The following is a 25,261-nucleotide window of genomic DNA, read 5'->3' on the forward strand; positions in this document are numbered from 1 at the left end:
TCTCATTCTTTATTTCTACGCATCGTGGCTTACAAAAATCGAAATCGATTTTTGCGCCAATGCGCCAGGCCGCTAAATGATGCATAAACGACGCATTTGCCGGAACATTTCGGCAAATGCGATGCATTTGTCACCATCAAATCGTTGACCTCCCGTGTAACTTTGGCGATACGTGAGCAGATAATATGATTTGAAGGCAGATGTGTATGTACAGAGCGATAACAAGGGACATTGAGGTAACGGCTGAGCCGTTTTATCTCGAAGACCAGTCCGAGCCGGACGAAAATCGCTATGTCTGGGGCTACCGGATCACCATTGCCAATAATTCATCGCAAACCGTTCAACTGCGCTCACGCTACTGGCAAATCACCGACGGCAATGGCCGTATTGAAGAGGTGAAGGGTGCAGGCGTCATCGGCGAACAGCCGACGCTGAACCCGGGGGATTCTTACCAATATTCATCGGGCTGCCCACTCAGCACGACATCCGGCGTTATGGTCGGGCGCTATCAAATGCAATTACCGGACGGGAGTGCCTTTGAAGTCGATATTCCAGCCTTTTCGCTGGATATTCCTGAAACAAGGCGAACACTGAATTAAAAAAGGCGCTTTTTTCAAAGCGCCTTTCTCAAAATGTTACTTCGCAAACTGTGCAGGATCGAACTCATAAGTCGTTGAGCAGAATTCGCACGTGACCGAAATCTTGCCGTCCGTGACGCTGTCCTGAATTTCTTCCGCTGAGAAATTATTGAACACGCCTTCGATCTTTTCACGAGAGCATGAGCAATTATCCTCGACACGGATTCCCTCATAGATGCGAACACCACGCTCGTGGAACAAACGATAAAGCAGACGTTCCGAGCCGACCTGCGGGTCAGTCAGTTCCGAGCTTTCGATTGTTCCAACCAATGAACGCGCTTCATCCCAGCCGTCGTCTTCAGGACCGAGAATAGCCGTATTCTCATCGCCATCGCCGCCAGGGAGATCCGGCATGCGCGCACGCATTTCAGATTCCGGCAGGAACTGGATCATGAGACCACCAGCACGCCAACGTTCCACGAGTTTACCGTCACTGCCACGCTCGACAAGCTTTGCAACACTCAGCTTCATGTCGGTTGCGATCTGCTCGGACTGACGGAAATAGGTGCGTGCGATCTCTTCCAGTGTCGATCCATCAAGCGCAACAATGCCCTGATAGCGCTGTGTATGGGCACCCTGATCGACCGTAAAGGCGAGTGTCCCACGGCCAAGCAGTTCTTCCGGGCGCGTCTTTCCAGCGCTCACCGCCTCCGCGACACGCTCGGCATCAAAGCGCGCATAGGCACGCACGGACTTCGGCGTGCGGAAATCCACGACCAGCATATCGACAGGTCCGTCGGACTGGGTCTGAAAGATGAACTTCCCTTCAAACTTCAACGACGTACCAAGAAGGGTCGTCAGAACCGTTGCTTCCGCCAGAAGGCGGGCAACATGTTCGGGATAGTCATGACGCTTGAGGATTGCGTCAATGCTTGCGCCCAGTTGCACGGCGCGACCACGCACGTCGAGCCCTTCCACCTGGAAGGGCACAACGGCATCATCACCTGCAAACTCGAAGTTGTTCAGATCAATATGAACGACTTCAGCTTCATTTTGCTCTGCGCTGATCTTGTCAGACAAATTATGCTCCCAATCAGCTGCCTTGCAGGCACCACGCCAGAATAGCTTTCTGCGCGTGAAGCCTGTTTTCAGCTTCATCGAAGACGACCGATTGTGGGCCGTCGATCACTTCGTCGGTCACTTCCTCGCCGCGATGCGCGGGCAGGCAGTGCATGAAAAGCGCCTTCGGGTCAGCTTTAGCCATCAGATGAGCATTTACCTGATAGGGCATGAAAACATTATGGCCGCGAGCGTGATCTTCCTGCCCCATGGAAACCCAGGTGTCTGTGACGACGCAATCTGCACCATTCACCGCCTTGTCCGGGTCCACTGTGGACAGGATGTTCGCGCCATTTGCCTTTGCCCAATCGATATATTGCTGCTTTGGCTCGCTGCCTTCCGGCGTTGCGATATTGACGTTGAAATCAAAACGCGCCGCAGCTTCCACAAGCGAATGAAGAACGTTGTTGCCGTCCCCCATCCAGGCAAAGGTCTTGCCTTTGATCGAGCCGCGATGTTCCTCATATGTAAGAACGTCAGCCATGATCTGACAAGGGTGTGTGTCATCGGTCAGTGCATTAATCACCGGAACGGTCGCATGTTCGGCAAGCTCCAGCATCCGATCATGCGATGTCGTGCGGATCATGATCGCATCAACATAGCGCGACAGCACCTTGGCGGTGTCTGCGATCGTCTCGCTGCGACCGAGCTGCATTTCCGAACCCGTAAGCATGATCGTCTCGCCGCCGAGCTGACGCATGCCAACGTCGAATGAAACACGGGTACGCGTAGACGGCTTTTCGAAAATCATCGCCAGAACCTTGCCAGCGAACGGCTTTTCGATCTCGCCGGCCTTTAAGCGCGCCTTGCGCGCTTTGGCATCTTCCATGATTGCACGCAGTTCAGATGACGGAACCGTCGAGAGGTCAATGAAGTGCTTGATACCGTTATTCGCCATAGTTTTACGCCGTCTTGCTGATCGGATTTGCAACGGAAAGCCGTTCAACGGCTGCTTCAATGCGTGCCAGTGCTTCACGCGCTTCTTCCGGTGTTGTCACCAGTGGAGGCAGGATGCGCACGACATTGTCACCTGCACCAACACTGAGCAGATGCTCATCACGCAGAGCCTGTATCAGCGTGACGTTCGGAACCACGCATTTGATGCCCATCAGCAGGCCGCGACCGCGCACTTCCGAAATGATATTTGGATAGCGGTCGATAATCGACGCAAGCCCCTGCTTCATCGTAAGTGCTGTTTCCTGCACATTTTCAAGGAAGCCTTCCGCCAGCACGACATCGAGCACGGCATTCCCAACAGCCATAGCAAGTGGATTTCCGCCATAGGTCGTGCCATGCACACCCGCAGTCATACCCTTGGCAGCTTCTGCTGTTGCAAGGCAGGCGCCCATCGGGAAGCCGCCGCCGATCCCCTTCGCAACTGCCATGATGTCTGGCGTGATGCCCGACCATTCATGGGCGAAAAGTTTGCCGGTACGGCCAACGCCGGTCTGCACTTCGTCGAGGATCAGAAGAAGGCCCTTTTCGTCGCAGATCTTGCGCAGAAGACGCATGAATTCTTCAGGGAAGCCGCGCAGACCGCCCTCGCCCTGCACAGGTTCGAGCAGGATTGCTGCGGTTTCTTCGGTGATTGCTGCGCGCAGAGCCGCTTCATCACCGAAGGGAACCTGATCAAAACCATCAACCTTCGGGCCAAAGCCTTCGAGATACTTGGCCTGACCGCCTGCGGCGATCGTTGCCAGCGTGCGACCGTGGAACGCACCTTCAAAAGTGATGATGCGGAAGCGTTCAGGATTGCCGTTTACATAGTGATAGCGACGCGCAGTCTTGATCGCGCATTCAATCGCTTCGGCACCGGAATTGGTAAAGAACACTTTGTCCGCAAAGGTTGCGTCGACCAGACGCTGGCCCAGCTTTTCCTGCCCCGGAACTTCATAGAGGTTTGACAGGTGCCAGAGCTTGTCAGCCTGATCTTTAAGTGTATTGACCAGATGCGGATGGGAATGCCCCAGCGAGTTCACGGCAATGCCTGCCGCAAAATCGAGATAACGCTCGCCGTTTTCGGTAATAAGCCAAATGCCCTCACCTCGCTCGAAGCGCAGAGCCGCACGATTGTATGTGTCGTAGAGCGGTTGCACAGTCGTAACGTCGGTCATTGCAGTCAGGCCTCCATTAGCCTTTTAAATGCAGCGCCTCCGGCAAAGGCCGGTCGGGCAGCGTTTCCCATTGTGTTGATGTCCCACACATGAACGCAATCGTTCGCTGGCGGGTTCGGGGATCTCGTGTCTTTGCACCATCCTCCCGGCGGAAATAAAAAACCGCCCTCAGGGCGGCAATATTTAATCCCGCACGTATATTGGCGCTCACAAAAAAAATGTCAATCAAAGCGCAACGGGATAATCATGCATCTTTATGCATGAACCCATGCCGGAAACAGCGCTCATATATTTTGCTGCATATAAGATGGCACCTATGCAGTTGCAGGGGTGGCATTTTTCAGATCGGGTCGATATATAGGCCCCAGTTGTTCTCCCCGACGGGGACCCTATCTGAAAAACTGCTGCAAAATACGCGCAGATGACTCAGAAAAACCGTCTTTAACACCCAAGTTGGGGAAAACCGTAAAAATGGAATCTGCCTGACAAGGCTATCCCTTGTCATGGCGTCGTTCAATAATGTAGTTTATTTTTTAAAGTAAAAAACTACATTTTGTACGGCGGACCTAGTCACCCGGATAGATATAGTGTTTGCACCTGGAGCAATTCGGGGGCGCTGGTGGATTCCGGATAACGAAGATTGATTGGAGCCCAGGGCGATGAACTGGACAGATGAGCGCGTCGAACTGCTTAAGAAGCTATGGAATGATGGCTTGAGTGCAAGCCAGATCGCTGCGCAGCTTGGTGGCGTCAGCCGCAACGCAGTGATCGGTAAAGTGCACCGTCTGAAATTGTCAGGTCGTGGCAAAACCACGACTGCTGCACCTCGCAGCAAAAAAGTGAATACCGTTGCAGCAACACCACGTCCAGCCGCAACAAGCAGCAGCAACGCGGGAGCAAGCCGTCCGCAGGCGACCACAACAATTCGTACAGCGACTGTTACGCAGACCGTTGGCGCAACAGCTCTTCAGATGGAATATGTTGCGGATGCCGTAACCGAGCGTGTGGTGCGCCCAGCATCAGATGTCGTTGTGCCAATTTCCCGCAAACTGACACTTCTGCAGCTGAGCGAACGCACTTGCAAATGGCCTATCGGCGATCCGCTCAATGAGGATTTCCACTTCTGCGGCAGTGAATCGGGCGAATCCAGCCCTTATTGCAGCTATCATTCCAAGCTGGCTTTTCAGCCAACGGCGGAACGTCGCCGCGCACGCTGATTGAATGCGAAAGCATTGCTGAATATCAAACCCCGGCAGCACCTTGCTCCGGGGTTTTTCTTTATCAGTAATCCTGATGAAAACCGTTTTATTATGCGCGCTTTGGCAGACGGACAACAAATGTTGATCCTTCACCAAGTTGCGAGCGCACAACGAGGCGTCCACGATGGCGGGCGAGAATGTGTTTGACAATGGCAAGCCCTAGTCCTGTGCCTTTTTGGGCGCGGCTTGTCTCAACATCTATCCTATAGAAGCGCTCCGTCAGTCGTGGCAAATGTTCAGCCGCAATACCGGGACCAAAATCCTGAACCGAGACCACGACTTCTGATGTGTTCTGAGAAACTTCCTCATTCAGGCTTACAATGATACGCTTGCCGCCTTGCCCATATTTACAGGCATTTTCGACCAGATTCTGGAACACCTGAATAAGTTCGTCGCGAGTGCCGGTCACATTAACCGGCTTTTCGGGCAGATGCCGTTCGATAACCACATCCAGACCTTCCGCCAGCGGGCTCAGAGTATCAGCCACATGATTGAGCACCGCTGTCATATCAACGCATTCGGTCACAGCCAGATGCGCCCGCATTTCAAGCCGCGATAATGACAGAAGATCATCAATCAGGCGCGACATGCGCTCGGCCTGCTTTTGCATAATACCCAGGAAACGCTCACGCGCGCCCGCATCATTGCGCGCTGGACCTTGCAACGTTTCAATAAATCCAAGCAGCGAAGCCAAGGGCGTGCGCAGCTCATGGCTGGCATTGGCGATGAAGTCCGAACGCATGCGATCAATACGACGCGTTTCACTCTGATCGCGAAATAAAAGAACGAACAGTTCCGGCTTACCATCAATACCACGAAGCGCCTTAACCATGGCTTTATACCAGCGATCAATCGGAACGCGTTCGAAATAGTCGATGCTGCGTGGCTCGCCATCGGTGATCACACCCTGAATGAGCGCATGCATCTCCGGTGCGCGAAATCTGAGATAAAGCCCGGTGTCCGTTTCAAGCGACTGAAACGCATCGCGCGCAGCAACATTGGCAAAGAGAACCGTTGCGCGATGGTCAAAGACAATCATCGGATCAGTCAGCAGGTCTGCGAGACGCTCGCCGGTAACATTGTCCATGTCACTTATCGCGCGAACGCTCTGCGGCTTTTGAACGATGACATCATCCGTCGTGGCACTTGCCACCCAAATGGCACCAATAACAATCAGCGCCAGCAGCGCAATGCGGAACCATATTGGTAGATCAAGCACCATGACACAGATGATCACGATGAGGCTTACAATCAGCACACCTTTGACTCTGAGAAGTGGTGCGAAAAAAGATTCTTCTACGGCAGAAATGGGGGCATCTTGATTATTACTTTCGCTCATTCTGACGTCTCTCAGCTATCCAGCACGCGTTTTAACACGCAAGCGATTTTCCATCCAACGCAGATGCACCAAAATCCGATGCCGCGTCCTTTACGTCCATCACAAACAGCCCATATCATGTAAGCACCATCTATAGGCATGTTTTGGAACATGTCTGCGTCTATAGACCAAAGGAGCTTGCAGTGGGTGACAGTTCAAAGACAGCTAACAAAAAGAATGCCGACAAAAGCAGCACGAAACCCATCAAGCTGGAAATTAACGGCAAGACGCAGAAATTCGATATTAATGATCCGAAGCTGCCAGATTGGATCGAAAACAATGCATTGCAATCGGGTGGATATCCTTATCCCGACAAGATGAAGGTGAAGGATTATGAAGAAACGCTGGAACGCCTGCAGATTGAACTGGTGAAGCTGCAATATTGGCTTCAAGATACCGGCGGGCGTGTGATCTGCGTTTTCGAAGGGCGTGACGCTGCGGGCAAAGGCGGAACGATCTTTACACTGCGCGAGTTCATGAACCCACGAACAGCGCGCAACGTCGCCTTGCCCAAACCAACAGAAACCGAGCGCGGCCAGTGGTATTTCCAGCGCTATGCACAACACTTCCCCACCTCGGGCGAGTTCGTCACCTTTGACCGCTCCTGGTATAATCGCGCAGGTGTCGAGCGCGTCATGCAATTCTGCACGCCGGAACAACTTGAAACATTTCTGACAGAAACGCCCGATTTTGAGCGCATGGTGGTGACAGAGGGCATTAATCTGTTCAAATTCTGGCTGGATATTGGTCAGGAAATGCAGCTCAAACGCTTCCATGAGCGTCGTCACAGCCCGCTTAAAAGCTGGAAGTTTTCTCCGATGGACGTTGCCGGGATTTCACGCTGGAATGATTATTCGGCAGCGCTGCATACGATGCTTGAGCGCACCGACACCGGCTATGCGCCTTGGACGATTATCCGCTCCAATGATAAAAGGCGCGCCAGACTGGCTGCAATCCGGCGCGTGCTTTTGACATTGCCCTATGACGGGCGCGATCTTGAAGCCATTGGCCCGGAAGATCAGTCCATTATTGGTCGTGGCGCGGAGTTTTTGGCATCCAAAACACCCGCAACACTCGCCTCAGGCAAATAAAACGTACTCGGCTGGTGCGGTGTCTTTTCCCAGAGATGAGGCTTGTGCACCAGCTGCCACAATGCACGCCATGCCGAAATTGAAATCAGTATCCAATAGACAGGTATTGCGACAATATAAGCATAACCACCCAGCTCAGTCGGTTCCATCGTCTTCGAACCAAGCACATAGAAGCTAAAATAGGCCAGCAAAATATTGATCAGGTCGATACGCAGAAGCCATATGTTATCCACGCTCAATGGCGCGAAAACCATTGCCACCAGAAGCACCCCGACTGTCATAAGCATGAACGGATGCAGAAGTGCCGAGCCGATAATGCCAAGCGTATAGATCTGGCTGATCGCAAAACGCCACCAACCAAGCTCTCGCCATGTTGTATAAGGATTGCGGCCATGCACGAGCCATGTCTGCATCCAGCCCTTGATCCAGCGCGTCCGCTGCTTGTGCCAGACTGAGTAATCTACTGGAGCGTCTTCGACCGTGCCCCGCGTAATGACATCAATACTATAGCCAAAACGCGCAAGCCGCATACCAAGATCTGCATCTTCCGTCACATTATAGGCATCCCACCCACCGACCTGATCGAGGCAAGACCGGCGGAAATGATTGGACGTACCCCCAAGCGGAATGACCAGACCTTGCGATGCAAGCCACGGCAAAAGCCCCCGAAACAAGGTAGCATATTCAAAGGCGAACATACGTGTGAGCAGATTTTGCCGGAAATTACCGATGATCAGCGGTGCCTGAACACAAGCGAGTTGTTCACCACCGCGCCGGAAAGCCTGCCAGGCTTCAAGCAACTGATCCGGGTGCGGACGATCTTCCGCATCAAAAATCGCTACAATTTTTCCACGCGCGAACTGCAAGGCATAATTGAGCGCCTTAGGCTTTGTTCGTGGTCCGCCAGAAGGCACCAGAACAAGCTCATAATTTGATGGCAGCCCTCTGTTCCGAATGGCATCAATGGTATCGAAGTCATCTTTCTCACAAACAAGTTTGATATCCAGCTTGCTGCGCGGCCAATTCAGCTTCTCAAGAGAAGCAATCAGTTGCCCGATGATCGCCTGTTCGCGATAGAGTGGCACTAAAACCGAATAGACAGGCAAGTCTTTTCGGTCGAACGGAACAATTTCTGGAAAACGCAATCGCCGACCTGAGGCTGCTGCAAACAAACGAATAAGAACACAGCCGAGAAAAAATAGTGTCAGACAAACGTGCAATACCAGCATGGTCTGCGTAGGCCAGTTTACGATACCTGCGATGAATGCATAGACACCGAGAGCTATGATAAAGGCCTGCGGTGTTTCCAGAACGCGCGCGGCAGAAAACACTTGAGGCGTCATAGCATGTGCACGCGCTACAAGATCTTTCTGATGGCGCTGGCGCAAAACTGCTTTAATACGCGACGGTGTACAAATTCGGATACGCTGCTTCAATTCAGGTGATTGCCGAATATGTTCTCGTAATCTGGAAATCTGCGCCTCTTTCGGCGCAAGATAAAGATAGGAAGTACCATCATGGCCCAGTGCCATTAACTGAGCCGCTTCGATCAGGACTGAACGAGCTTCTTCTCCTGTTACAAAAACTCTTGAGGCAGCAATTTCATCAGTGAACGGCAATTCCAGATAATCAGCAACAGCACCGAACAACAATTCTTCTGAAACGCCGGATTGATGAGTAATTTCCTCAAAGAACCCAGTTCCATTCTTAAGCGCCCCCCCGTAAGCCAACCGTAGAAAAACACGCGGCACACCTCGCCGCTCCAATCTGGCAGATATGGCAGTGCATATCTCCAGATCGAAAATGATCGATCCGTAACTCATAGTACCCCCGCACTACTAGTGACTACTTTATTTTACTAATTCTTTTATACCATATGGATATATTTTTCTTATCTAATTTAAGTTTATTTTATATAATTATTTAACCTTATTTTTATTTCATTTTCTTGAAAATTGAAACAGAATTATTTGAAAATTCACTTTTTTCTTTAAAAGTATAAGCCATTAAAAATCATTGCTTATTTTACACACAGGCTCTGTTAACGCGAAATTATCAGTAGTGAGTACATAAGGCTTTAATGAAACGACCTCTTCTGAGCATAGGGGCCGCGATATGCTGGCTCGCCGGCAGCATATCGGCTGGCGCACAGTCCGCACCCGAAGCACCTTCCTTCTTTAACGAGAAGGAGAGATTGGCTTTGCCATCTCTGAAGGGCCTCAATCGACTGCGTTTTGTCACAACTCTCGACTTTCCTCCTTTCAATGCTTTGAATGATGCCGGGCAGCTATCTGGCTACAATATCGACCTTGCCAAGGCACTTTGTGCGCAACTTGGGTTAACCGACATTTGCCAGATTGAAGCCGTGCCGTGGAACGAGCTTGATGCCAAGTTGGAAAACGGTGAGGCCGAAGCCGTTATCGCCGGCTTAAGCATCAATCAGGCAAGTCGGGAGAAATTCCTGTTCACACGCCCCTATATGCGCCTGCCCGCACGCTTTGTGACTGCGAAGACAAGCGCTTTCTCCGAACAGGCAGCTGTTGCGACCAAAGGAAAAAATGTTGGTGTGATTGCCAGCACCGCGCATGAGCAATTGCTTAAAGCCTATTTTCCAGACGCAATCGCCAAAGCCTATCCCGACAGAGCCAGTATGCTAGCGGGACTACAAAACCAGGAAGTTGCAGCAGTGTTTGATGACGGCATGACTTTGTCATTCTGGCTTGAAAGTGCTGAAAGCAATGATTGCTGTACTTTTTCAGATGGCGCTTACCTCGCACCGCAATATCTTGGATCAGGAATGAGCATCGCGGTCGCGCAGAAAAATGCTGCGTTGGCGGGCGCCCTTAATAATGCGCTTCAGTCCCTGCAACGACAGGGCAAACTTACAGAGCTCTATCTTCGTTATTTTCCAAACAGCTTTTATTAAAAGCACGGCAATCGTTCCGCATCAAAGACAGTCGGCAACAAGCTGAATTGACGGCAACCAAACAGAAATCATTACATTTGGCAGAGGGTGATTTTGTGCCATTTTGTCGCACCAATATGCGTAAAGCAATCTGAATTTTCAGTGATTATTGAAAATACCGATTATTCGATACTTACAGTACACAAGTAAAATTATTTAGAAACAAAATATTGGGTAAATTATTTGAGCGGAAATCACTCTAAAATTCGAATACCAACTCTATTATTCGGGCTGCTTTTATCATATTTTGCAAGTAAATCCATATATTTATTTTCACTTGTACATTTTTCCTTTTGATCGATAATAAAACTCGAGGAGAAGGAGGAATTTATTATGTACCAAGGCATCAGTACTCATTGGCACAAGACTCCTGCACAGACACAGCGCTCGCCGCATGAAGCAACCTATGTGTTCTTCGGAATTTTTCTGGCGTGCCTTACAGTACCTGCGGCAATCATTCTTTGGGCAATTGCCCAAAGCATTATGACTCACTTCTAAAAACGCCCTCCGAGAACCATGGCGTGATTTTCGGGACGCGCACGTGCTTTAAGTGTTTGAATAAACGTTGATATTGATGAAAAAAGCCCCGCTTATGCAGCGGGGCTTTTTGCTATTTAAGCAATTTTCCCGCAAACGTCAGCAACGCAGCGGGAAAATATGTTTAATGGGCTGGACCACTTCCATCATTCGATGAAACTTGTGCAGGCGCCACAACGGTATCATCAGGACGCTTTTTAGGCGGCTTGCGGGCGATAAGACTGTAGAACATCGGGATGAAGAAGGTTGCGATAAAGGTCGCAGCCAACATACCACCGATAACGCCCGTACCAATCGAGTGACGGCTCGCAGAACCTGCGCCGGAGCTGATTGCCAGTGGAACCACGCCGAGAATGAACGCAAGCGACGTCATCACAATCGGGCGGAAGCGCAGGCGGGCAGCTTCAGCAGCAGCTTCGATTGCTGATTTACCCTCTTCTCGCTGTAGCACGGCAAATTCCACGATCAAAATCGCGTTCTTCGCCGCAAGACCTATCAGTGTCACCAGACCAATCTGGAAATACACGTCATTGGTCAGTCCACGCAGATCGGTTGCAAGAAGCGCACCGAAGATAGCGAACGGCACCGCTGTGATAACCGCAAGCGGCAAGCTCCAGCGCTCATATTGTGCAGCAAGGATCAGGAACACCATGATCAGACCAAAGATCATAGCCTGACTGCCACTGCCACTTGTCGACACTTCCTGATAGGCCGAACCTGTCCAGGCGATCTGGAAACCCTGCGGCAAGGTTTCAGCAGCAACTTCCTGCATAGCCTTGATCGCATCACCCGACGTATAGCCCGGTGCGGGATTACCTGTGACCTTGGCAGCATTGAATGCGTTGAAGCGCTCAAGCTGATCAGGTCCGACAATACGCTTCACCGTCACCAGTGCGCTCAGCGGTATCATGCTGCCAGAGTCGGCGCGCACGAACACATGCTTGAGATCACTTGGATCACGGCGGAACTCAGCTTCCGACTGCAGATTGACCTGATAGTTACGGCCATACAGCGTGAAGTCATTGACATAGACACTGCCGAAGGTTGCCTGCATGGCGGTGAAGACCGAATTGATCGGAACGCCCATCGCCTTGGCTTTTTGACGGTCAAGCTGAATGTCATATTGCGGCACGTTCGGATCGAATGTCGTACGAACACCGGCCAGTTCGGGACGCTTGTTCGCGGCCTCAACCAGCAGATTGGTCGCATTCGTCAAAGATTGTACGCCACCGCCGGTACGGTCCTGCACATAAAGCTCAAAACCGCCGGTCGTGCTGAGACCAAGAATCGGTGGAGGATTAAAGGCCAGAACCAGACCGTCCTGAATGCCGGCATTCATGCCCATGATCGCACCGGGCAGATTGCGCGCATCGACATCAGGCGTTGTGCGTTCTTTCCAGTCTTTGAGCATGATAAACATCGTGCCCGCGCTGGTTTTCAGACCACCCGAGAGCAGGTCGAAGCCAGCGACTTCAAACACGCTTTCGATTGCGGGATGCTTGCGGATATTTTCACTGGCCTCATGCAGAACCGCACTTGTGCGCTCAAGCGATGCAGCCGGCGGCAGGATAGCCACACTGAACAGGAAGCCCTGGTCTTCATCCGGCAGAAGCGAACCCGGAACTTTCTCAAAGAGATAATATGTGCCCCCCAGAATACCCGCGAAAATCAACAGGCCGATAGACGCGCGTTTCAGGAAGAAGCGGACACCTGCGGTATATCCCTTCGTCAACCGATCAAAGAAGCGGTTGAAAATACGGAACGGCAACATCGGTTCATGATGGCCGGGCTTGAGGATCAGCGCACAGAGCGCCGGCGTCAATGTCAAAGCCACGACACCGGAGATTGTCACCGAAATCGCAATCGTAACAGCAAACTGCTTGTACATTTCGCCAACCAGACCGCCCATGAAGGCGACTGGAATGAACACGGCGCAGAGCACGAGAACAATCGCGATAACCGGGCCTGTCACTTCGCTCATTGCCTTGATGGCAGCTTCGCGTGGCGGCAGCTTCTCGGTCGTCATGATACGTTCGACGTTTTCCAGCACCACGATGGCGTCATCCACCACGATACCGATCGCCAGTACCAGACCGAACAAAGTCAGCAGGTTAATGGAGAAGCCAAGCACATACATGCCTGCAAACGTGCCAATGATCGAGATCGGAACCGCGATAACCGGGATAAGTGTTGCACGCCAGTTCTGAAGGAAGATGAAGACCACCAGAACAACGAGGATGATCGCCTCGATGAAGGTATGGATCACTTCTTCCACCGAGACCTTGATGAACTTGGTGGTGTCGAATGGAATCGAATAATTGATGCCTTCCGGGAAGCTGGTCTTCAGCTCCGCCATACGGCTCTGGATAAGTTCCATCGTGTTGAGCGCGTTGGCGCCCGGCTGAAGATAGATCGCAATCGGAACAGCCGGTGTGCCATTCAGGGCGCTATCCACCAGATAGCTTTCCGTACCGAGCTCTACACGGGCAACGTCTTTCAGAAGAAGCGTTGCTGCGTTCTTGTCCGAACGAAGGATAATATTTTCAAAGGCGCTTGCATCCGGCAGACGGCCCTGCGTGGTCGCCGTATAGGTAAACGGCCCGGCCTGAGGATCAGGCTGATCGCCAAAACGGCCCGCGGCAAACTGCGCATTCTGTTCCTGAATAGCCGTCTGAACATCTGATGGCGTCAGATTATATTGCGCCAGCTTGTCCGGGCGCAGCCAGATGCGCATCGAATATTCGATATTGCCAAGAAGCTGAACATCACCAACGCCAGGCAGACGCTTGAGATCGTCGATGACGTTCAAAAGCGCATAGTTACCAACATAGGTGCGATCATAACGGTCGGAGGTCGAAAACATCGCCACCATGCCGAGAATGGTGCTGGAGCGTTTGTCGACGGTGACGCCGAGACGCTGCACTTCCTGTGGAAGCGACGAGGTTGCACGCTGAACGCGGTTGTTGACGTTGATCGTGGCCTGATCCGGGTCGGTGCCAAGAGCAAAAGTCACGGTCAGCTGCATGGTACCGCTGCCAAGGCTCGAAGACTGCATATAAAGCATGTTCTCGACGCCGTTGATCTGCTGCTCAAGAGGCGCCGCAACGGTTTGCGTCACAGTTTCAGCACTGGCACCCGGATAGGTGGCGCTGACGACAACCTGCGGCGGCGTCAGCTCGGGATACTGCGCGACAGGCAGAATCCGCATGGCAATCAAGCCTGCCAGCACGATGATGATGGAAATGACCGCCGCGAAAACCGGCCGGTCGACGAAGAACTTGTTCATTGCTTGTCTGCCGCCTGTTCTTTATCGGTCTTTGCGCCAGCTTCGGTTGCAGCTTTCGCTTCAACGGGCTGGACCGTCTTGCCCGGTGCAGCCTTGATCACGCCTTCGGTGATGATGCGATCGCCTGCCTGCAAGCCTTCACTGACCAGCCAATCATCCGCAAGCTCACGCGCGATCTTGATCGGACGAACTTCCGCAACATTGTCCTTGTTGACCACATAAACGAACTGACCCTGCGGGCTCTGCATAAGGGCCGCTTTTGGGACGAGAATTGCGTTGTCAATCGTAACACCCAGAATAGCTGCGCGTACGAACTGGCCCGGGATCAGGCGCTGATCCGGGTTGTCAACGACCGCACGTGCGCCGAGTGTTCCGGTTTCGGTATCAAGCGAGGAAGACGTGAAGTCGATGACACCTTCCTTGTCGTAAGCCTGACCATCGCCGAACAGGATCTTGATACGCAGACGATCAGCATCCTGCCCGGTGGCACCGCGCGCCTCACGCAGCTTGCGGATTTCCGCAGCTTCGGAGTCGGTGAAGGAAAAATTCACGTAAACCGGATTGATCTGGGTGATTGACGTCAGCAAGCTCGATGAAGCATCCGTTCCGATAAGGCTGCCTTCGGAAACCTGTTCGAGGCTGGTGATACCACTGATCGGCGCCGTTACTTTGGTATAGCTGAGGTTAAGCTCTGCGGTGCGTAATTGTGCTTTGGCAGCCGCAACCGCCGCCTTGTTCAAATCACGTGTCGCCAGAGCCGTGTCACGAACCGCTGTGCTTTGCACCTTTTGTTGGACAAGCTGTTCAGCACGTTCTGCATCGCGGATCGATTGTTGATAGGTCGCTTCAGCCTGCGCAACCTGCGCCTGGGCGCGGGCGACTTCCGCCTCATAAGGTGCAGGATCAATTTCGAACAGCAAGTCGCCGGCTTTGACTTCCGTGCCTTCTACGAAATTGCGATGCAGGAGAATGCCCCCAACACGCGCACGTACCTGAACATCGCGGTAGGCGCTGACTCGTGCCGCATATTCATACGGTACTTCCACATTCTCAACTTTAATCTCCGTAACGGTCACTGGCGGCGGTGGCGGCGTAGCACCTCCGGGGGCCTGCGCGAGGGCAGATTGCCCTGCAAGAATGAAAAATGCGGCACTCGCCGCAAAAATCCGGATGGAACTGGTCATGGTCATAGTGGGAGCTGCCCTTGATGTCGCACGGTGCGGCCGAATAAACATACACGAATGTTTGTAAATACGAATTACCGTGTTATAGTCAATTACCTAATGTTACGTATCACGAATGAGTTACCCAAATAGTGAACGAAAAATCCTTTTTTTGCTGACGTTTGGCTCACAATTTGAATGCTAGAGAACAAGAATGCGAAGGACGAAGGCCGAGGCCGCAGAAACGAGAGATGCTATTTTAACTGCTGCTGAACGGGTATTTCTTGACCGCGGACTGACCCAATCAACTTTGACACAAATCGCATCTCAGGCAGGCGTAACCCGCGGCGCCATTTATTTCCATTTTCAAGATAAACGCGACATATTTCAAGCAATTATCAACCGTACATGTTTTCCGCATGAAGAAATCATGCGCCATGCAGCCGAATGTGACCACCCTAACCCGCTTTATGTACTTGAGCAATCAATCATAACTGCGCTTGAGCATTTCATAGCCAATGAACGGCAGCAGAACGTCTTCACGATTATTCACCAGCGTTGTGAATATGTTGGTGAGATTGCCCCGGTCGTCGACCATATCCGGGAGGCGCGTGGAAATGTATTATCGCTCTTCACAGGCTTGCTTGAGGTTGCAGAGCGGCGCAACGAGCTGTCAAATGAATGGACATCCATTTCTGCTGCACAAATTTTGCTCGCCGTGCTGGGTGGCCTGCTCAATGAATGGCTCCGAAGCGAGCGGGACTTCGATCTTGTCGGTGATGGTGGTAAAGCAATCGGAACCTTGATCCGGTCCATGCGGCGCGACAGTTGACAGTTGACTGACCCAAGCTTCCCATACCCATCCCGTAAGCCGTTGAGACAACAGAACACCTTACCAGCACGTATTATCTGCCGAATTTTTAATTTACGCTTACGTTAATGTAACTCTTGCGATTACGACGAAAGTCGACCACATTCATGATTGAGGAGTGCCTGACCTGGATTTGGGGCGGGGCACGTTGGGAGAAGGGTGGCGGCTTGCTGCTCAAAGATGAGACGGAGCAATCCGGGGAGAAGGCATGGCAAAAAAAGCAACCGAAGCGAAACCCACGTCGAGCAAGGCAACGAAAACAATGCCTGCATCAGGCAAGGTCTGGCTGAAATCCTATCCGAAAAGCGTTCCACACGAAATCGATCTGAGTAAAACGACTTCTATTGGCGACATGATTTCGAATGCGTGCCGCCACTTTGCCGACAAACCGGCCTTCACCTGTATGGGTAAGGATCTGTCCTACAAAGAACTCGATGAAAACTCACGCGCACTCGCTGCATGGCTGCAATCGCGGGGACTGGTCAAAGGTGATCGCATTGCGATCATGATGCCGAATATTCTGCAATACCCTGTGGCAATTGCCGCAATCCTGCGCGCAGGCTTCGTGGTCGTCAACGTAAACCCGCTCTACACACCGCGCGAACTTCAGCATCAATTGAATGATTCAGGCGCGCAGGCGCTTATCGTGCTGGAAAACTTTGCATCGACTGTGCAAAAGTCTCTGGCATCCATTCATGTGCCCAACATCATCGTTGCAACGATGGGCGATATGCATGGCCTTAAAGGTCACATCATCAATCTGGTGGTGCGCAAGGTGAAAAAACTTGTACCGGAATGGAATATTCCCGGGCATGTGCGTTTTAAAGATGCGTTGGCGCAAGGCCGCGGAAAGTCATTTAATCCCGTACCAGTTGACAGTTCCGATCTCGCTTTTCTGCAATATACCGGCGGCACGACAGGTGTTTCCAAAGGCGCCATGCTGAGCCATAGAAATATTCTGGCCAATGTCGAGCAAATGCAGCTTTGGATGGATGTCGCCTTCCAGAACAAAGGCAAGCCGAAGGAACTCAACTTCGTCTGCGCTTTGCCGCTCTATCATATTTTTGCGCTGACCGTAAATGCAATGATCGGCATAAAGCTTGGCGCACGCAATATACTCATACCGAATCCGCGTGACATTCCGGCCTTTACAAAAGAGCTGCAAAAATATCCGTTCCATATTTTTCCGGGTCTCAACACATTGTTCAACGCCCTGATGAACAACGAAGATTTCAAGGCACTGAACTTCAAGCCGCTGGTGCTGACGCTTGGAGGCGGCATGGCAGTGCAGCGTCCGATTGCCGAACGCTGGCAGGAAATGACGGGCTGCCACATCACCGAAGGCTATGGTCTCTCCGAAACGTCACCCGTCGCCTCCGCCAATCCTCTCGATGCGACGGAGTTCAGCGGTACGATTGGGCTCCCCATGCCCTCAACGGATTTTACCATCCGTGATGACGACGGCAAAGACCTGCCATTGGGCGAAGTCGGTGAAATCTGTGTGCGAGGTCCGCAGGTCATGATGGGCTACTGGAACCGCCCCGATGAAACCGAACGCGCCATTATGGCCGATGGCTTCTTTCGCACCGGCGACATGGGCTTTATGGATGAAAGCGGCTTCACCAAGATTGTTGACCGCAAGAAGGACATGATCCTCGTTTCCGGTTTCAACGTCTACCCGAATGAAATTGAGGAAGTGGCAGCAGAGCATCCGGGCATTGTGGAATCGGCGGCGGTCGGCGTTCCCAATGAACATTCTGGCGAAGTGGTGAAGCTTTACGTCGTGCGCCGCGATCCGAACCTGACGGAAGAAGACGTCAAATCCTTCTGTGCACAGCGCCTGACCAATTATAAGCGCCCACGTGAAGTGGAGTTCCGCCATGCTTTGCCGAAAACCAATGTCGGCAAGATTCTTCGCCGCGAGTTACGTGACTAAAACAGAAAAGGCCCTCCTAACCGGAGGGCCTTTTCATTTTATTTAAACAAAGCTGGCAAGTCTGCAATGGATTCAAGCACCACATCGGCATGCGGCTCCAGCGCTTCGCGTGGGCTGTTGCCGGATAAGACGCCAACACCAAGACCCGCTTTTGCCGCCTGTGCCGTTTCAAGATCGTGGAGATTATCGCCGACCATGGCAATTGCGCCAGGTTCAAGGCCGATCTTTTCAGCAAAGTAAAGCAGCGGGTCAGCATATGGTTTGGGCCGTGCCGCCGTATCATAGCCGATTACGACATCAAAGAAATGGTCAATACCCAGTGCCTTTGCAGTCGCATGGGCGCCGGCTTCTGAATCATTGGTGGCAATGCCAAGGATGAAGCCCATCTCGCGAAGGGTCTCCAAGGTCTCCCGCAGGCCTTCAATCGCCACCGCAGAACGCGCACCTTCGGCAACCGTATAGCTGTCAAATTCGGCTATCTTGGCTTGGAAACCAGCTTCGTCAATGTCGGGATACCAGAGCTGCACAATGTCTTCGACCGTACCGGCTGCAATCACTGAATTGGCGCGAAAACGCGACGCTTCCCAGTCATAGCCACCGGCGTCGAGCAGCGATCTTGCACGATGTTCGTCGCCATTGGCGCTTCGCTGTGCAAGGCTCCATGACACGGTAAACCATGTGCGATCGAAATCGATTAACGTGCCATCCTTGTCAAACAGGATGGCACGGATTGATTTCAACTTTTCTGAGGAAGGTAATGCACTCATGCCTCTAACGCACCGGCGCGCTTCTTGACTGCAGATGGTTTTGGGCCAAGCAGCTTCAGCAGATCATCACCCCGCCGGACATAGCGCAACGAACGACGTGTGAGGATACGGCCAGCCTGCGGCGCAGTGAGCGTTATGTCACCTTCCGGCTCACCCGGTCTTGTCACCACAGTGACGAGCTTCGCGCCCGCTTCCACCACATCGCCCGGAGCAACATGATAAAGCACCATGCCACCTTCCGGCGCGCGCAGCATTTCGACATTTTCAAGTGGTGTCACCAGACCATTGTATTCGAGAGCAAGCTTTACGCTTTCGTCGACGATCACACCGCGATGAACGAGGAACCTGTAAAGGCCTTCGGCGTCACCCTTGCCCATATCGGCATAGACATCGCTCAAACCACGGAACTCGACCGTGGTCACAGCGCGGCGCTTCATATTGCGCTGGTCAGCAGGCAATTGCAGAACAGGATGTGCGCAGGCTTCCTCGAAAGCTGCATCCGCGGTCGTATCCCAAGCAAGGATCGCGGTTGAGCCGAGTGCCACGGCCAGATCCTTCATGTCTTCCACGAATTCCTTGGCGATATAGACATAGCTTTCGCTCTCATCATCGCAATGAAGATCAAGCACGATATCATTTTCGAGAGCAAGCTTCAAAAGCGTGCTCTTTAAACGCTGCGCAAGGGCCACAGGCGCATCCGGGCCGGGGAGTTCACTTGTGTCGAAGTCCGGCAGAAGCGGGAAAGCACGGTTGAAATTGACCGCCGAGAAAAACTCGAAACGGCCCAGATGCTGATGCGCCTGCCACTGGTTGGAGCCAATCGGATTTGCCTGCGGTACCACCGTGATATTGCCGAGTATGCGGCCTTCTTCCGATGCTTTTTTCAGCATCGGAACGAGAAAATGCAAAGCAGCCTGTCCCGGCAATTCGCCACCATGCAGCGAAGATTGCAGATAGGCGGTCGGCGCATCGCTGTCTTTGCCTGCAAAACGCAGCACACGCAGTTCAATGGCGTTACCCGGTACGTCGCCGGCAAACTCGATAATCTCGGATTTCATTTCAGTTCCCATTTGATGCACAAAAAAAGCCGGGCATAGCGCCCGGCTTGCCTTCTTGATTTGCCTTAATATCAGGCTTTGCGGCGCGCATGCAAATGGGCAACGAGACCCACCGTCGAAGCGTCTTTGCCTTCTGCGGATTCTGCACCGGAAACAACCGGAAGAAGCTCGGTTGCGAGTTCCTTGCCAAGCTCCACGCCCCACTGGTCAAACGCATTGATGCCGAAAATCTGAGCTTCCACGAACACGCGATGTTCGTAAAGAGCGATCAAGCGGCCAAATGCAAACGGATCCAGCTTGTCGTGAACCAGTGTCAGCGACGGACGGTTGCCGGAGAACACGCGATGCGGTGCAATGCGCTCAACTTCTGCGTCCGGCAGATTCTTGGCCTTCAACTGTGCACGCGCTTCATCGAGCGTGCGCCCCTTCATCAAGGCTTCCGACTGCGCAAGGCAATTAGCGAGCAGCATTTCATGCTGATGATCGAGATGCTTTTCATGGCCCTTTGCCGCAACGATGAATTCGAGCGGAATGGTGTCCGTGCCCTGATGCAAAAGCTGGAAGAAGGCGTGCTGACCATTGGTGCCGGGTTCGCCCCAGACAACAGGACCCGTTGGACCGGAAACCGGCTTGCCGTCAACCGTAACACTCTTGCCATTCGATTCCATATCGAGTTGCTGGAGATAGGCCGGAACACGCGCCAGACGCTGATCGTATGGAATAACAGCACGGCTCGAATAATCGCAGATTGCGCGATGCCAATAGCCGATGAGGCCAAGCCAGATTGGCAGGTTCTTTTCCAGCGGCGCGTCGCGGAAATGCACATCCATCGAATGCGCGCCCGCAAGGAATTTGCGGAAATTATCAGCGCCGATTGCGATCATCACTGGCAAGCCAATCGCTGACCAGACTGAATAACGGCCACCAACCCAATCCCAGAAGCCAAAAACGCGTTCTTCGCCAATGCCAAAGGCTGCGACCTTATCAAGAGCGGTTGAAACGGCAGCAAAATGTGCGCCTACCGCGTCTTCGCCCAGTGCATCAGCAACCCATTTGCGTGCGGTCTGCGCATTGGTCATGGTTTCGATGGTGGTGAAGGTCTTCGACGCTACGATGATGAGCGTCGTTGCCGGATCAAGCACGTTGAGCGTATCGGCAATGTGCGCTCCATCGATGTTCGAAACATAATGGGCGCGCGGGCCGTCATGATAGGGTGAAAGCGCAATCGTTGCCATGACCGGACCAAGATCGGAACCGCCGATTCCGATATTGACGATATCGGTGATCTTCTTTCCGGTCGCGCCCTTGATGGAACCGGAACGGATGCCATCAGAGAAGGCAGCCATGCGGTCGAGAACTTCCTTCACGTCGGGCAGCACGTTGTGGCCATCAACCAGCACTTCCTTCGACGTGGTGTCGCGAAGGGCAACATGCAGCACAGCGCGATCTTCGGTGTTGTTGATGTGTTCGCCTGCAAACATGGCGGCACGACGGCCTTCAACATCAGCCGCCTGCGCAAGTTCGGTCAGAAGTGCAACCGTCTCGTCATTGACCCGGGCTTTCGACCAGTCAAACAGCAGATCGTCAAGCGACAGCGAATAGCGCTCAAAACGGCCAGGATCGGCTTTGAATGCCGCACGCATGTCTTTTGGTGCTGCTTCCGCCCAGTGCTTCTTCAGCTTTGCGACCGTTGCTTCCAGCTTCGCCGCGTCTCTTGCCATGATGGTACTCCCAGTCAATCAAATCGATTTAATTGCGGATAATTAAGCACTTTATTCAAGAATTGCATCCGTTAAATTACATAAATTTTCCTTTTGATGTGGTTCCATATATGCATATGCATCAATTTAGGTTGATCAGGAGTTTAGTCAAAGCATGGACCTCGTCGGAGAAGAAAGAATCAGCGCACCCCGGCAGGCCGTCTGGGACGCACTCAATGACATCGAAACGTTGAAAAGCTGTATTCCCGGCTGCGAAGATCTCGAACGTGTCTCTGAAACAGAAATTCGAGCGGCGCTGAAAGTCAGCCTCGGCGTTATCAAAGTCCGTTTCCACGGAATGCTCGAACTCTCCAACATGAACCCACCGGCTTCCTACACGATTTCCGGGCGCGGCGAAGGGTCGATTGCAGGATTTGCGCATGGCGATACCGACGTTACTCTGACGGAAGACAATAACGATACGATCCTCAGCTATGTGATCCGTGGCGATGCCGGGGGCAAGATCGCCCAGCTTGGGTCGAAGCTTCTCGGTTCTGTCGCCCGCAAGATTGCAGACCGCTTCTTTGCCAACATTGGTACTGCGGCAGCACAAAAAGCGGCACAAAATGCCGCTGCAAAAACGGCATAATTTCATTCCAAGATGGTATGAGAACAGATGGGAAAGCGTTTTTGCTTTTTGCTGTTATGAGATAGTCGATAACGCATAAACTGTAACAAGGCCTATCGGCATGAAGCCCAGAGACACCGCGACCTATATTTTTCTTGCTATCGCATGGGGACTATCGTTCCTCGTGGTGCTGCGTGTGGTCGAAGCCTTTGGCTGGGTTGGTGCGGTCGCCTTCCGCTCTTTCATTGCCGCAGGAACTCTTTTTGCGATTGCAAAACTATCCGGGCGCAAGCTTGATTTTCAAGCTGGCTGGAAACCTTTTGCCATTGTTGGTGCCACAACTGTCGCGGGCCAGCTGATCGGCCTTTCCTATGGCACACCACTGATCGGAACGGCGATGGCCGCAATCTGCGTTGCATCGATTCCGCTTTTCTCAATGGTTATCAGCCAGCTCTGGGGGCTTGAACGCATCACGACGCGCGGACTGATCGGCCTGTTGCTTGGCGTCACCGGTATTGTGTTGCTTGTTGGCTTCCCGGCTGTTGCCGTTACGCCTGAATTCATCATGGGTTGCATTGCGGTGCTTTTTTCCTGTTTCTCGGCAGCTTTCGGCAGCAATTACGCCAGCCGCCGCCTGTCCGGCACCGGCTCGTGGGAAACCACCATTGGCGCATTCGTGTTTGGCGGCATCCTGACTTTGCCGCTGATCGTTGCCATTCCTGTGCCGACCATGCCGGGACTGGTTGATGTTGTTTATCTGCTGATCTCTGCCTGCGTGATGAGCGCCCTCACCTATGTGCTTTATTTCAGACTGGTCGGAAATGTCGGACCTACAAAAGCGATCAGCGTCGAATTTGCGGTCACAGTGATTGCGGTTCTGGTTGGTGCGGTGTTCCTCAAAGAGCAGCTCTCCCTCATCCAGTTTGTCGGTGCTGCCGTCATCATCGCTGGCTGTGCGCTGGTGTTAAGCTCGCGCCCGTCGCTACCAAAAGAAGCTGAGGCTTTCCCGGACGCGGAAGCGACAACAGAACCAGCACCAAGTGGTCTCAAGTCCGATCGCCTCTGATTTCCATTTGAGTTCAATGTCAAAGGCCCGTGCTTCCTGAGCCGGGCCTTTGGTATTTCTGGTAAGTAATTCTCATAAATTGACCAGATGATAAAAAATTTGACCTTACGTGAAAATCTGTCATCCTGTCAGTAACGGGCACCACGCGACGGCAAAGATCGCAGCCCGGAAATCAGTTTATGGTGCGCAAAGGGAACCCGCGCCTGAACAAGCAAAAATGGGAGATGCGATCTATGAGATCAGCAGAGAATTCGCCTATTGATGCAATTGATAATCCGGGACACGCGAACGGGCCTGATATTCACGGCTCGCGGTTGGATAAGGCCGACTATGCGCATGTTTTCGATGATCTGCATCCGCCGCTGAACAAGCATGAAGCCCTCGTTGAATCTGACCGCTGCTATTATTGCTATGATGCGCCTTGCATGAATGCGTGTCCGACCAGCATCGATATTCCGCGTTTCATTCGCCAGATTAACACTGGCAATGCCATTGGTGCGGCGAAGACCATTCTTTCAGAGAACATTCTGGGTGGCATGTGCGCCCGCGTCTGTCCGACCGAAACGCTCTGCGAAGAAGTCTGTGTTCGCGAGACTTCGGAAGGCAAGCCGGTCAAAATTGGCCAATTGCAGCGCTATGCCACTGATGTTCTGATGGAAACCGGCAATCATCCATTCAAGCGCGCGCCCGACACAGGCAAGCATATCGCGATTGTTGGCGCAGGTCCGGCAGGTCTTTCCGCGGCGCACCGCCTTGCGATGCTTGGGTCTAGGGTGACGATATTTGAAGCGCGACCCAAGGGCGGCGGTCTGAATGAATATGGTATTGCCGCCTATAAGACAGTCAATAATTTCGCCCAGCGCGAATTGGAATTCGTGCTGAAAATCGGTGCCATCAATATCGAATATAACCAGACGCTCGGTCAGGACATCACGATTGAAGCGCTGAAGGCGGGCTTTGATGCCGTTTTCCTCGGCATGGGGATGCCGGGCGTCAATGATCTCGGACTTGTGGGCGAAGATGCGCCCAATGTGATTGATGCGGTGGATTACATTGCAAATCTGCGTCAGGCAAAAGATCTTTCCTCTCTGCCCGTTGGCCGCAATGTGGTGGTTATCGGTGGCGGCATGACCGCAGTGGACGTTGCCATTCAGACCAAGAAGCTCGGCGCTGAAAACGTGACAATCGTTTATCGTCGCGGTCAGGAAAGCATGAACGCCAGCGCCTATGAGCAGGAACTGGCACAGATTCACGGTGTGGTTATCCGCCACTGGTTGCAGCCACACGCCTTAGAGCGCAGCGAAGACGGCACCGTCAATGCCGTTGTGTTTGAATATACCAATGCCGATAGCGGCAAGCTTTCCGGCACTGGCGAATATCTCATTCTCGAAGCCGATCAGGTATTCAAGGCTATTGGTCAGAAGTTTGAACCAGAGCCAATTGCAGGCTCAGGCATTGGACTCTCCAAAGGGCGCATCAGCGTCGATGATGAGCGTCGCACATCCGTTGAAGGGATTTGGGCGGGGGGCGACTGCGTTGCAGGTGGTCAGGATCTGACCGTTGCATCGGTGGAAGACGGCAAAGTTGCTGCCGAATCTATCCACGCGACGCTGACAAAACGTCCCGAAGCAATTGAAGGTTTTGCCGATGCGGTGCTCTCCGGCGGCGCGCTTCATGCGCCCAACCCGTCGGCTCACCGTGACCGCAGTGTGCCTTTGGGCCAGGAACAGGGCTGAGGAGAGTAA

General features: G+C 52.7%; 20 protein-coding genes. 10 read left to right on the top strand and 10 right to left on the bottom strand.

Going from position 1 to position 25,261, the window contains the following annotated elements; all coding sequences use genetic code 11:
• Window positions 1-206: 206 nt before the first annotated feature.
• Entirely contained in the window at window positions 207-599 is a 393-nt protein-coding gene (gene apaG / locus H5024_RS10805; RefSeq protein WP_187546319.1) for a Co2+/Mg2+ efflux protein ApaG, read from the top strand.
• A gap of 36 nt (window positions 600-635) precedes the next feature.
• Here apaG and H5024_RS10810 read toward each other — a convergent pair whose 3' ends face one another.
• From H5024_RS10810 to H5024_RS10820, 3 genes are read right to left on the bottom strand one after another with little or no spacing between them, the layout of a single operon-like run.
• A complete protein-coding gene (locus tag H5024_RS10810; protein ID WP_187546780.1) occupies window positions 636-1,658 on the bottom strand; it encodes an Hsp33 family molecular chaperone in 1,023 nt (340 codons plus the stop codon).
• A 13-nt stretch (window positions 1,659-1,671) separates the two neighbouring features.
• A complete protein-coding gene (gene argF / locus H5024_RS10815) occupies window positions 1,672-2,595 on the bottom strand; it encodes an ornithine carbamoyltransferase (protein ID WP_187546321.1) in 924 nt (307 codons plus the stop codon).
• 4 nt (window positions 2,596-2,599) lie between these two features.
• Window positions 2,600-3,811, bottom strand: a complete 1,212-nt coding sequence (locus tag H5024_RS10820; protein ID WP_187546323.1) for an aspartate aminotransferase family protein — start codon at window positions 3,809-3,811, stop codon at window positions 2,600-2,602.
• 659 nt (window positions 3,812-4,470) lie between these two features.
• Between H5024_RS10820 and H5024_RS10825 the strand changes: the two genes are divergently transcribed.
• On the top strand, window positions 4,471-5,028 hold the full coding sequence (locus H5024_RS10825; RefSeq protein ID WP_187546326.1) for a GcrA family cell cycle regulator: 558 nt from the start codon (window positions 4,471-4,473) through the stop codon (window positions 5,026-5,028).
• A gap of 91 nt (window positions 5,029-5,119) precedes the next feature.
• On the opposite strand, the gene H5024_RS10830 is transcribed toward H5024_RS10825, so the two are convergent.
• Window positions 5,120-6,409, bottom strand: coding sequence for an ATP-binding protein (locus tag H5024_RS10830; protein WP_187546328.1), 1,290 nt, complete (start codon window positions 6,407-6,409; stop codon window positions 5,120-5,122).
• Between the two features lie 182 nt (window positions 6,410-6,591).
• On the opposite strand from H5024_RS10830, the gene ppk2 reads away from it, so the two are divergent.
• Entirely contained in the window at window positions 6,592-7,539 is a 948-nt protein-coding gene (gene ppk2, locus H5024_RS10835; protein WP_187546331.1) for a polyphosphate kinase 2, read from the top strand.
• Here the strand turns inward: ppk2 and H5024_RS10840 are convergent.
• Window positions 7,467-9,362, bottom strand: coding sequence for a glycosyltransferase (locus tag H5024_RS10840; RefSeq protein ID WP_187546333.1), 1,896 nt, complete (start codon window positions 9,360-9,362; stop codon window positions 7,467-7,469). The genes ppk2 and H5024_RS10840 overlap by 73 nt on opposite strands.
• 257 nt (window positions 9,363-9,619) lie before the next feature.
• On the opposite strand from H5024_RS10840, the gene H5024_RS10845 reads away from it, so the two are divergent.
• Together H5024_RS10845 and H5024_RS10850 are read left to right on the top strand one after the other, a co-directional pair.
• The gene (locus H5024_RS10845) at window positions 9,620-10,465 is read left to right on the top strand and encodes a transporter substrate-binding domain-containing protein (protein WP_187546335.1); all 846 of its coding nucleotides are present in this window, start codon (window positions 9,620-9,622) and stop codon (window positions 10,463-10,465) included.
• A 372-nt stretch (window positions 10,466-10,837) separates the two neighbouring features.
• Window positions 10,838-11,002, top strand: coding sequence for a hypothetical protein (locus tag H5024_RS10850; RefSeq protein ID WP_187546337.1), 165 nt, complete (start codon window positions 10,838-10,840; stop codon window positions 11,000-11,002).
• A 163-nt stretch (window positions 11,003-11,165) separates the two neighbouring features.
• Here H5024_RS10850 and H5024_RS10855 read toward each other — a convergent pair whose 3' ends face one another.
• Window positions 11,166-14,327 (bottom strand): efflux RND transporter permease subunit, encoded by a 3,162-nt coding sequence (locus H5024_RS10855; protein WP_187546339.1) that lies wholly within the window; start codon window positions 14,325-14,327, stop codon window positions 11,166-11,168.
• The gene (locus H5024_RS10860) at window positions 14,324-15,517 is read right to left on the bottom strand and encodes an efflux RND transporter periplasmic adaptor subunit (RefSeq protein WP_187546341.1); all 1,194 of its coding nucleotides are present in this window, start codon (window positions 15,515-15,517) and stop codon (window positions 14,324-14,326) included. The genes H5024_RS10855 and H5024_RS10860 overlap by 4 nt, the downstream gene beginning before the upstream one ends.
• A 187-nt stretch (window positions 15,518-15,704) precedes the next feature.
• Between H5024_RS10860 and H5024_RS10865 the strand changes: the two genes are divergently transcribed.
• Together H5024_RS10865 and H5024_RS10870 are read left to right on the top strand one after the other, a co-directional pair.
• Entirely contained in the window at window positions 15,705-16,322 is a 618-nt protein-coding gene (locus tag H5024_RS10865) for a TetR family transcriptional regulator (protein ID WP_187546343.1), read from the top strand.
• Between the two features lie 247 nt (window positions 16,323-16,569).
• Window positions 16,570-18,297 (top strand): long-chain fatty acid--CoA ligase, encoded by a 1,728-nt coding sequence (locus H5024_RS10870; RefSeq protein WP_282186037.1) that lies wholly within the window; start codon window positions 16,570-16,572, stop codon window positions 18,295-18,297.
• Window positions 18,298-18,335: 38 nt separating this feature from the next.
• Here H5024_RS10870 and H5024_RS10875 read toward each other — a convergent pair whose 3' ends face one another.
• The 3 genes from H5024_RS10875 to pgi all read right to left on the bottom strand — a co-directional run bounded on the left by H5024_RS10875 (window position 18,336) and on the right by pgi (window position 21,843).
• Window positions 18,336-19,064, bottom strand: a complete 729-nt coding sequence (locus H5024_RS10875) for an HAD family hydrolase (protein ID WP_187546346.1) — start codon at window positions 19,062-19,064, stop codon at window positions 18,336-18,338.
• The gene (locus H5024_RS10880; RefSeq protein ID WP_187546348.1) at window positions 19,061-20,122 is read right to left on the bottom strand and encodes a succinylglutamate desuccinylase/aspartoacylase family protein; all 1,062 of its coding nucleotides are present in this window, start codon (window positions 20,120-20,122) and stop codon (window positions 19,061-19,063) included. Before H5024_RS10880 ends, H5024_RS10875 begins: the two co-directional genes overlap by 4 nt.
• A 71-nt stretch (window positions 20,123-20,193) precedes the next feature.
• A complete protein-coding gene (pgi, locus tag H5024_RS10885; RefSeq protein ID WP_187546351.1) occupies window positions 20,194-21,843 on the bottom strand; it encodes a glucose-6-phosphate isomerase in 1,650 nt (549 codons plus the stop codon).
• A 154-nt stretch (window positions 21,844-21,997) separates the two neighbouring features.
• Here pgi and H5024_RS10890 point away from each other — a divergent pair, with 154 nt between their 5' ends.
• The 3 genes from H5024_RS10890 to H5024_RS10900 all read left to right on the top strand — a co-directional run bounded on the left by H5024_RS10890 (window position 21,998) and on the right by H5024_RS10900 (window position 25,252).
• Window positions 21,998-22,471 (top strand): carbon monoxide dehydrogenase subunit G, encoded by a 474-nt coding sequence (locus H5024_RS10890; RefSeq protein WP_187546353.1) that lies wholly within the window; start codon window positions 21,998-22,000, stop codon window positions 22,469-22,471.
• A 100-nt stretch (window positions 22,472-22,571) separates the two neighbouring features.
• A complete protein-coding gene (locus H5024_RS10895; RefSeq protein ID WP_187546355.1) occupies window positions 22,572-23,516 on the top strand; it encodes an EamA family transporter in 945 nt (314 codons plus the stop codon).
• Window positions 23,517-23,740: 224 nt separating this feature from the next.
• Window positions 23,741-25,252 (top strand): NAD(P)-dependent oxidoreductase, encoded by a 1,512-nt coding sequence (locus tag H5024_RS10900; RefSeq protein ID WP_187546358.1) that lies wholly within the window; start codon window positions 23,741-23,743, stop codon window positions 25,250-25,252.
• Window positions 25,253-25,261: the final 9 nt, after the last annotated feature.

The organism is Ochrobactrum sp. Marseille-Q0166 (genome assembly GCF_014397025.1).
Lineage (GTDB): Bacteria > Pseudomonadota > Alphaproteobacteria > Rhizobiales > Rhizobiaceae > Brucella.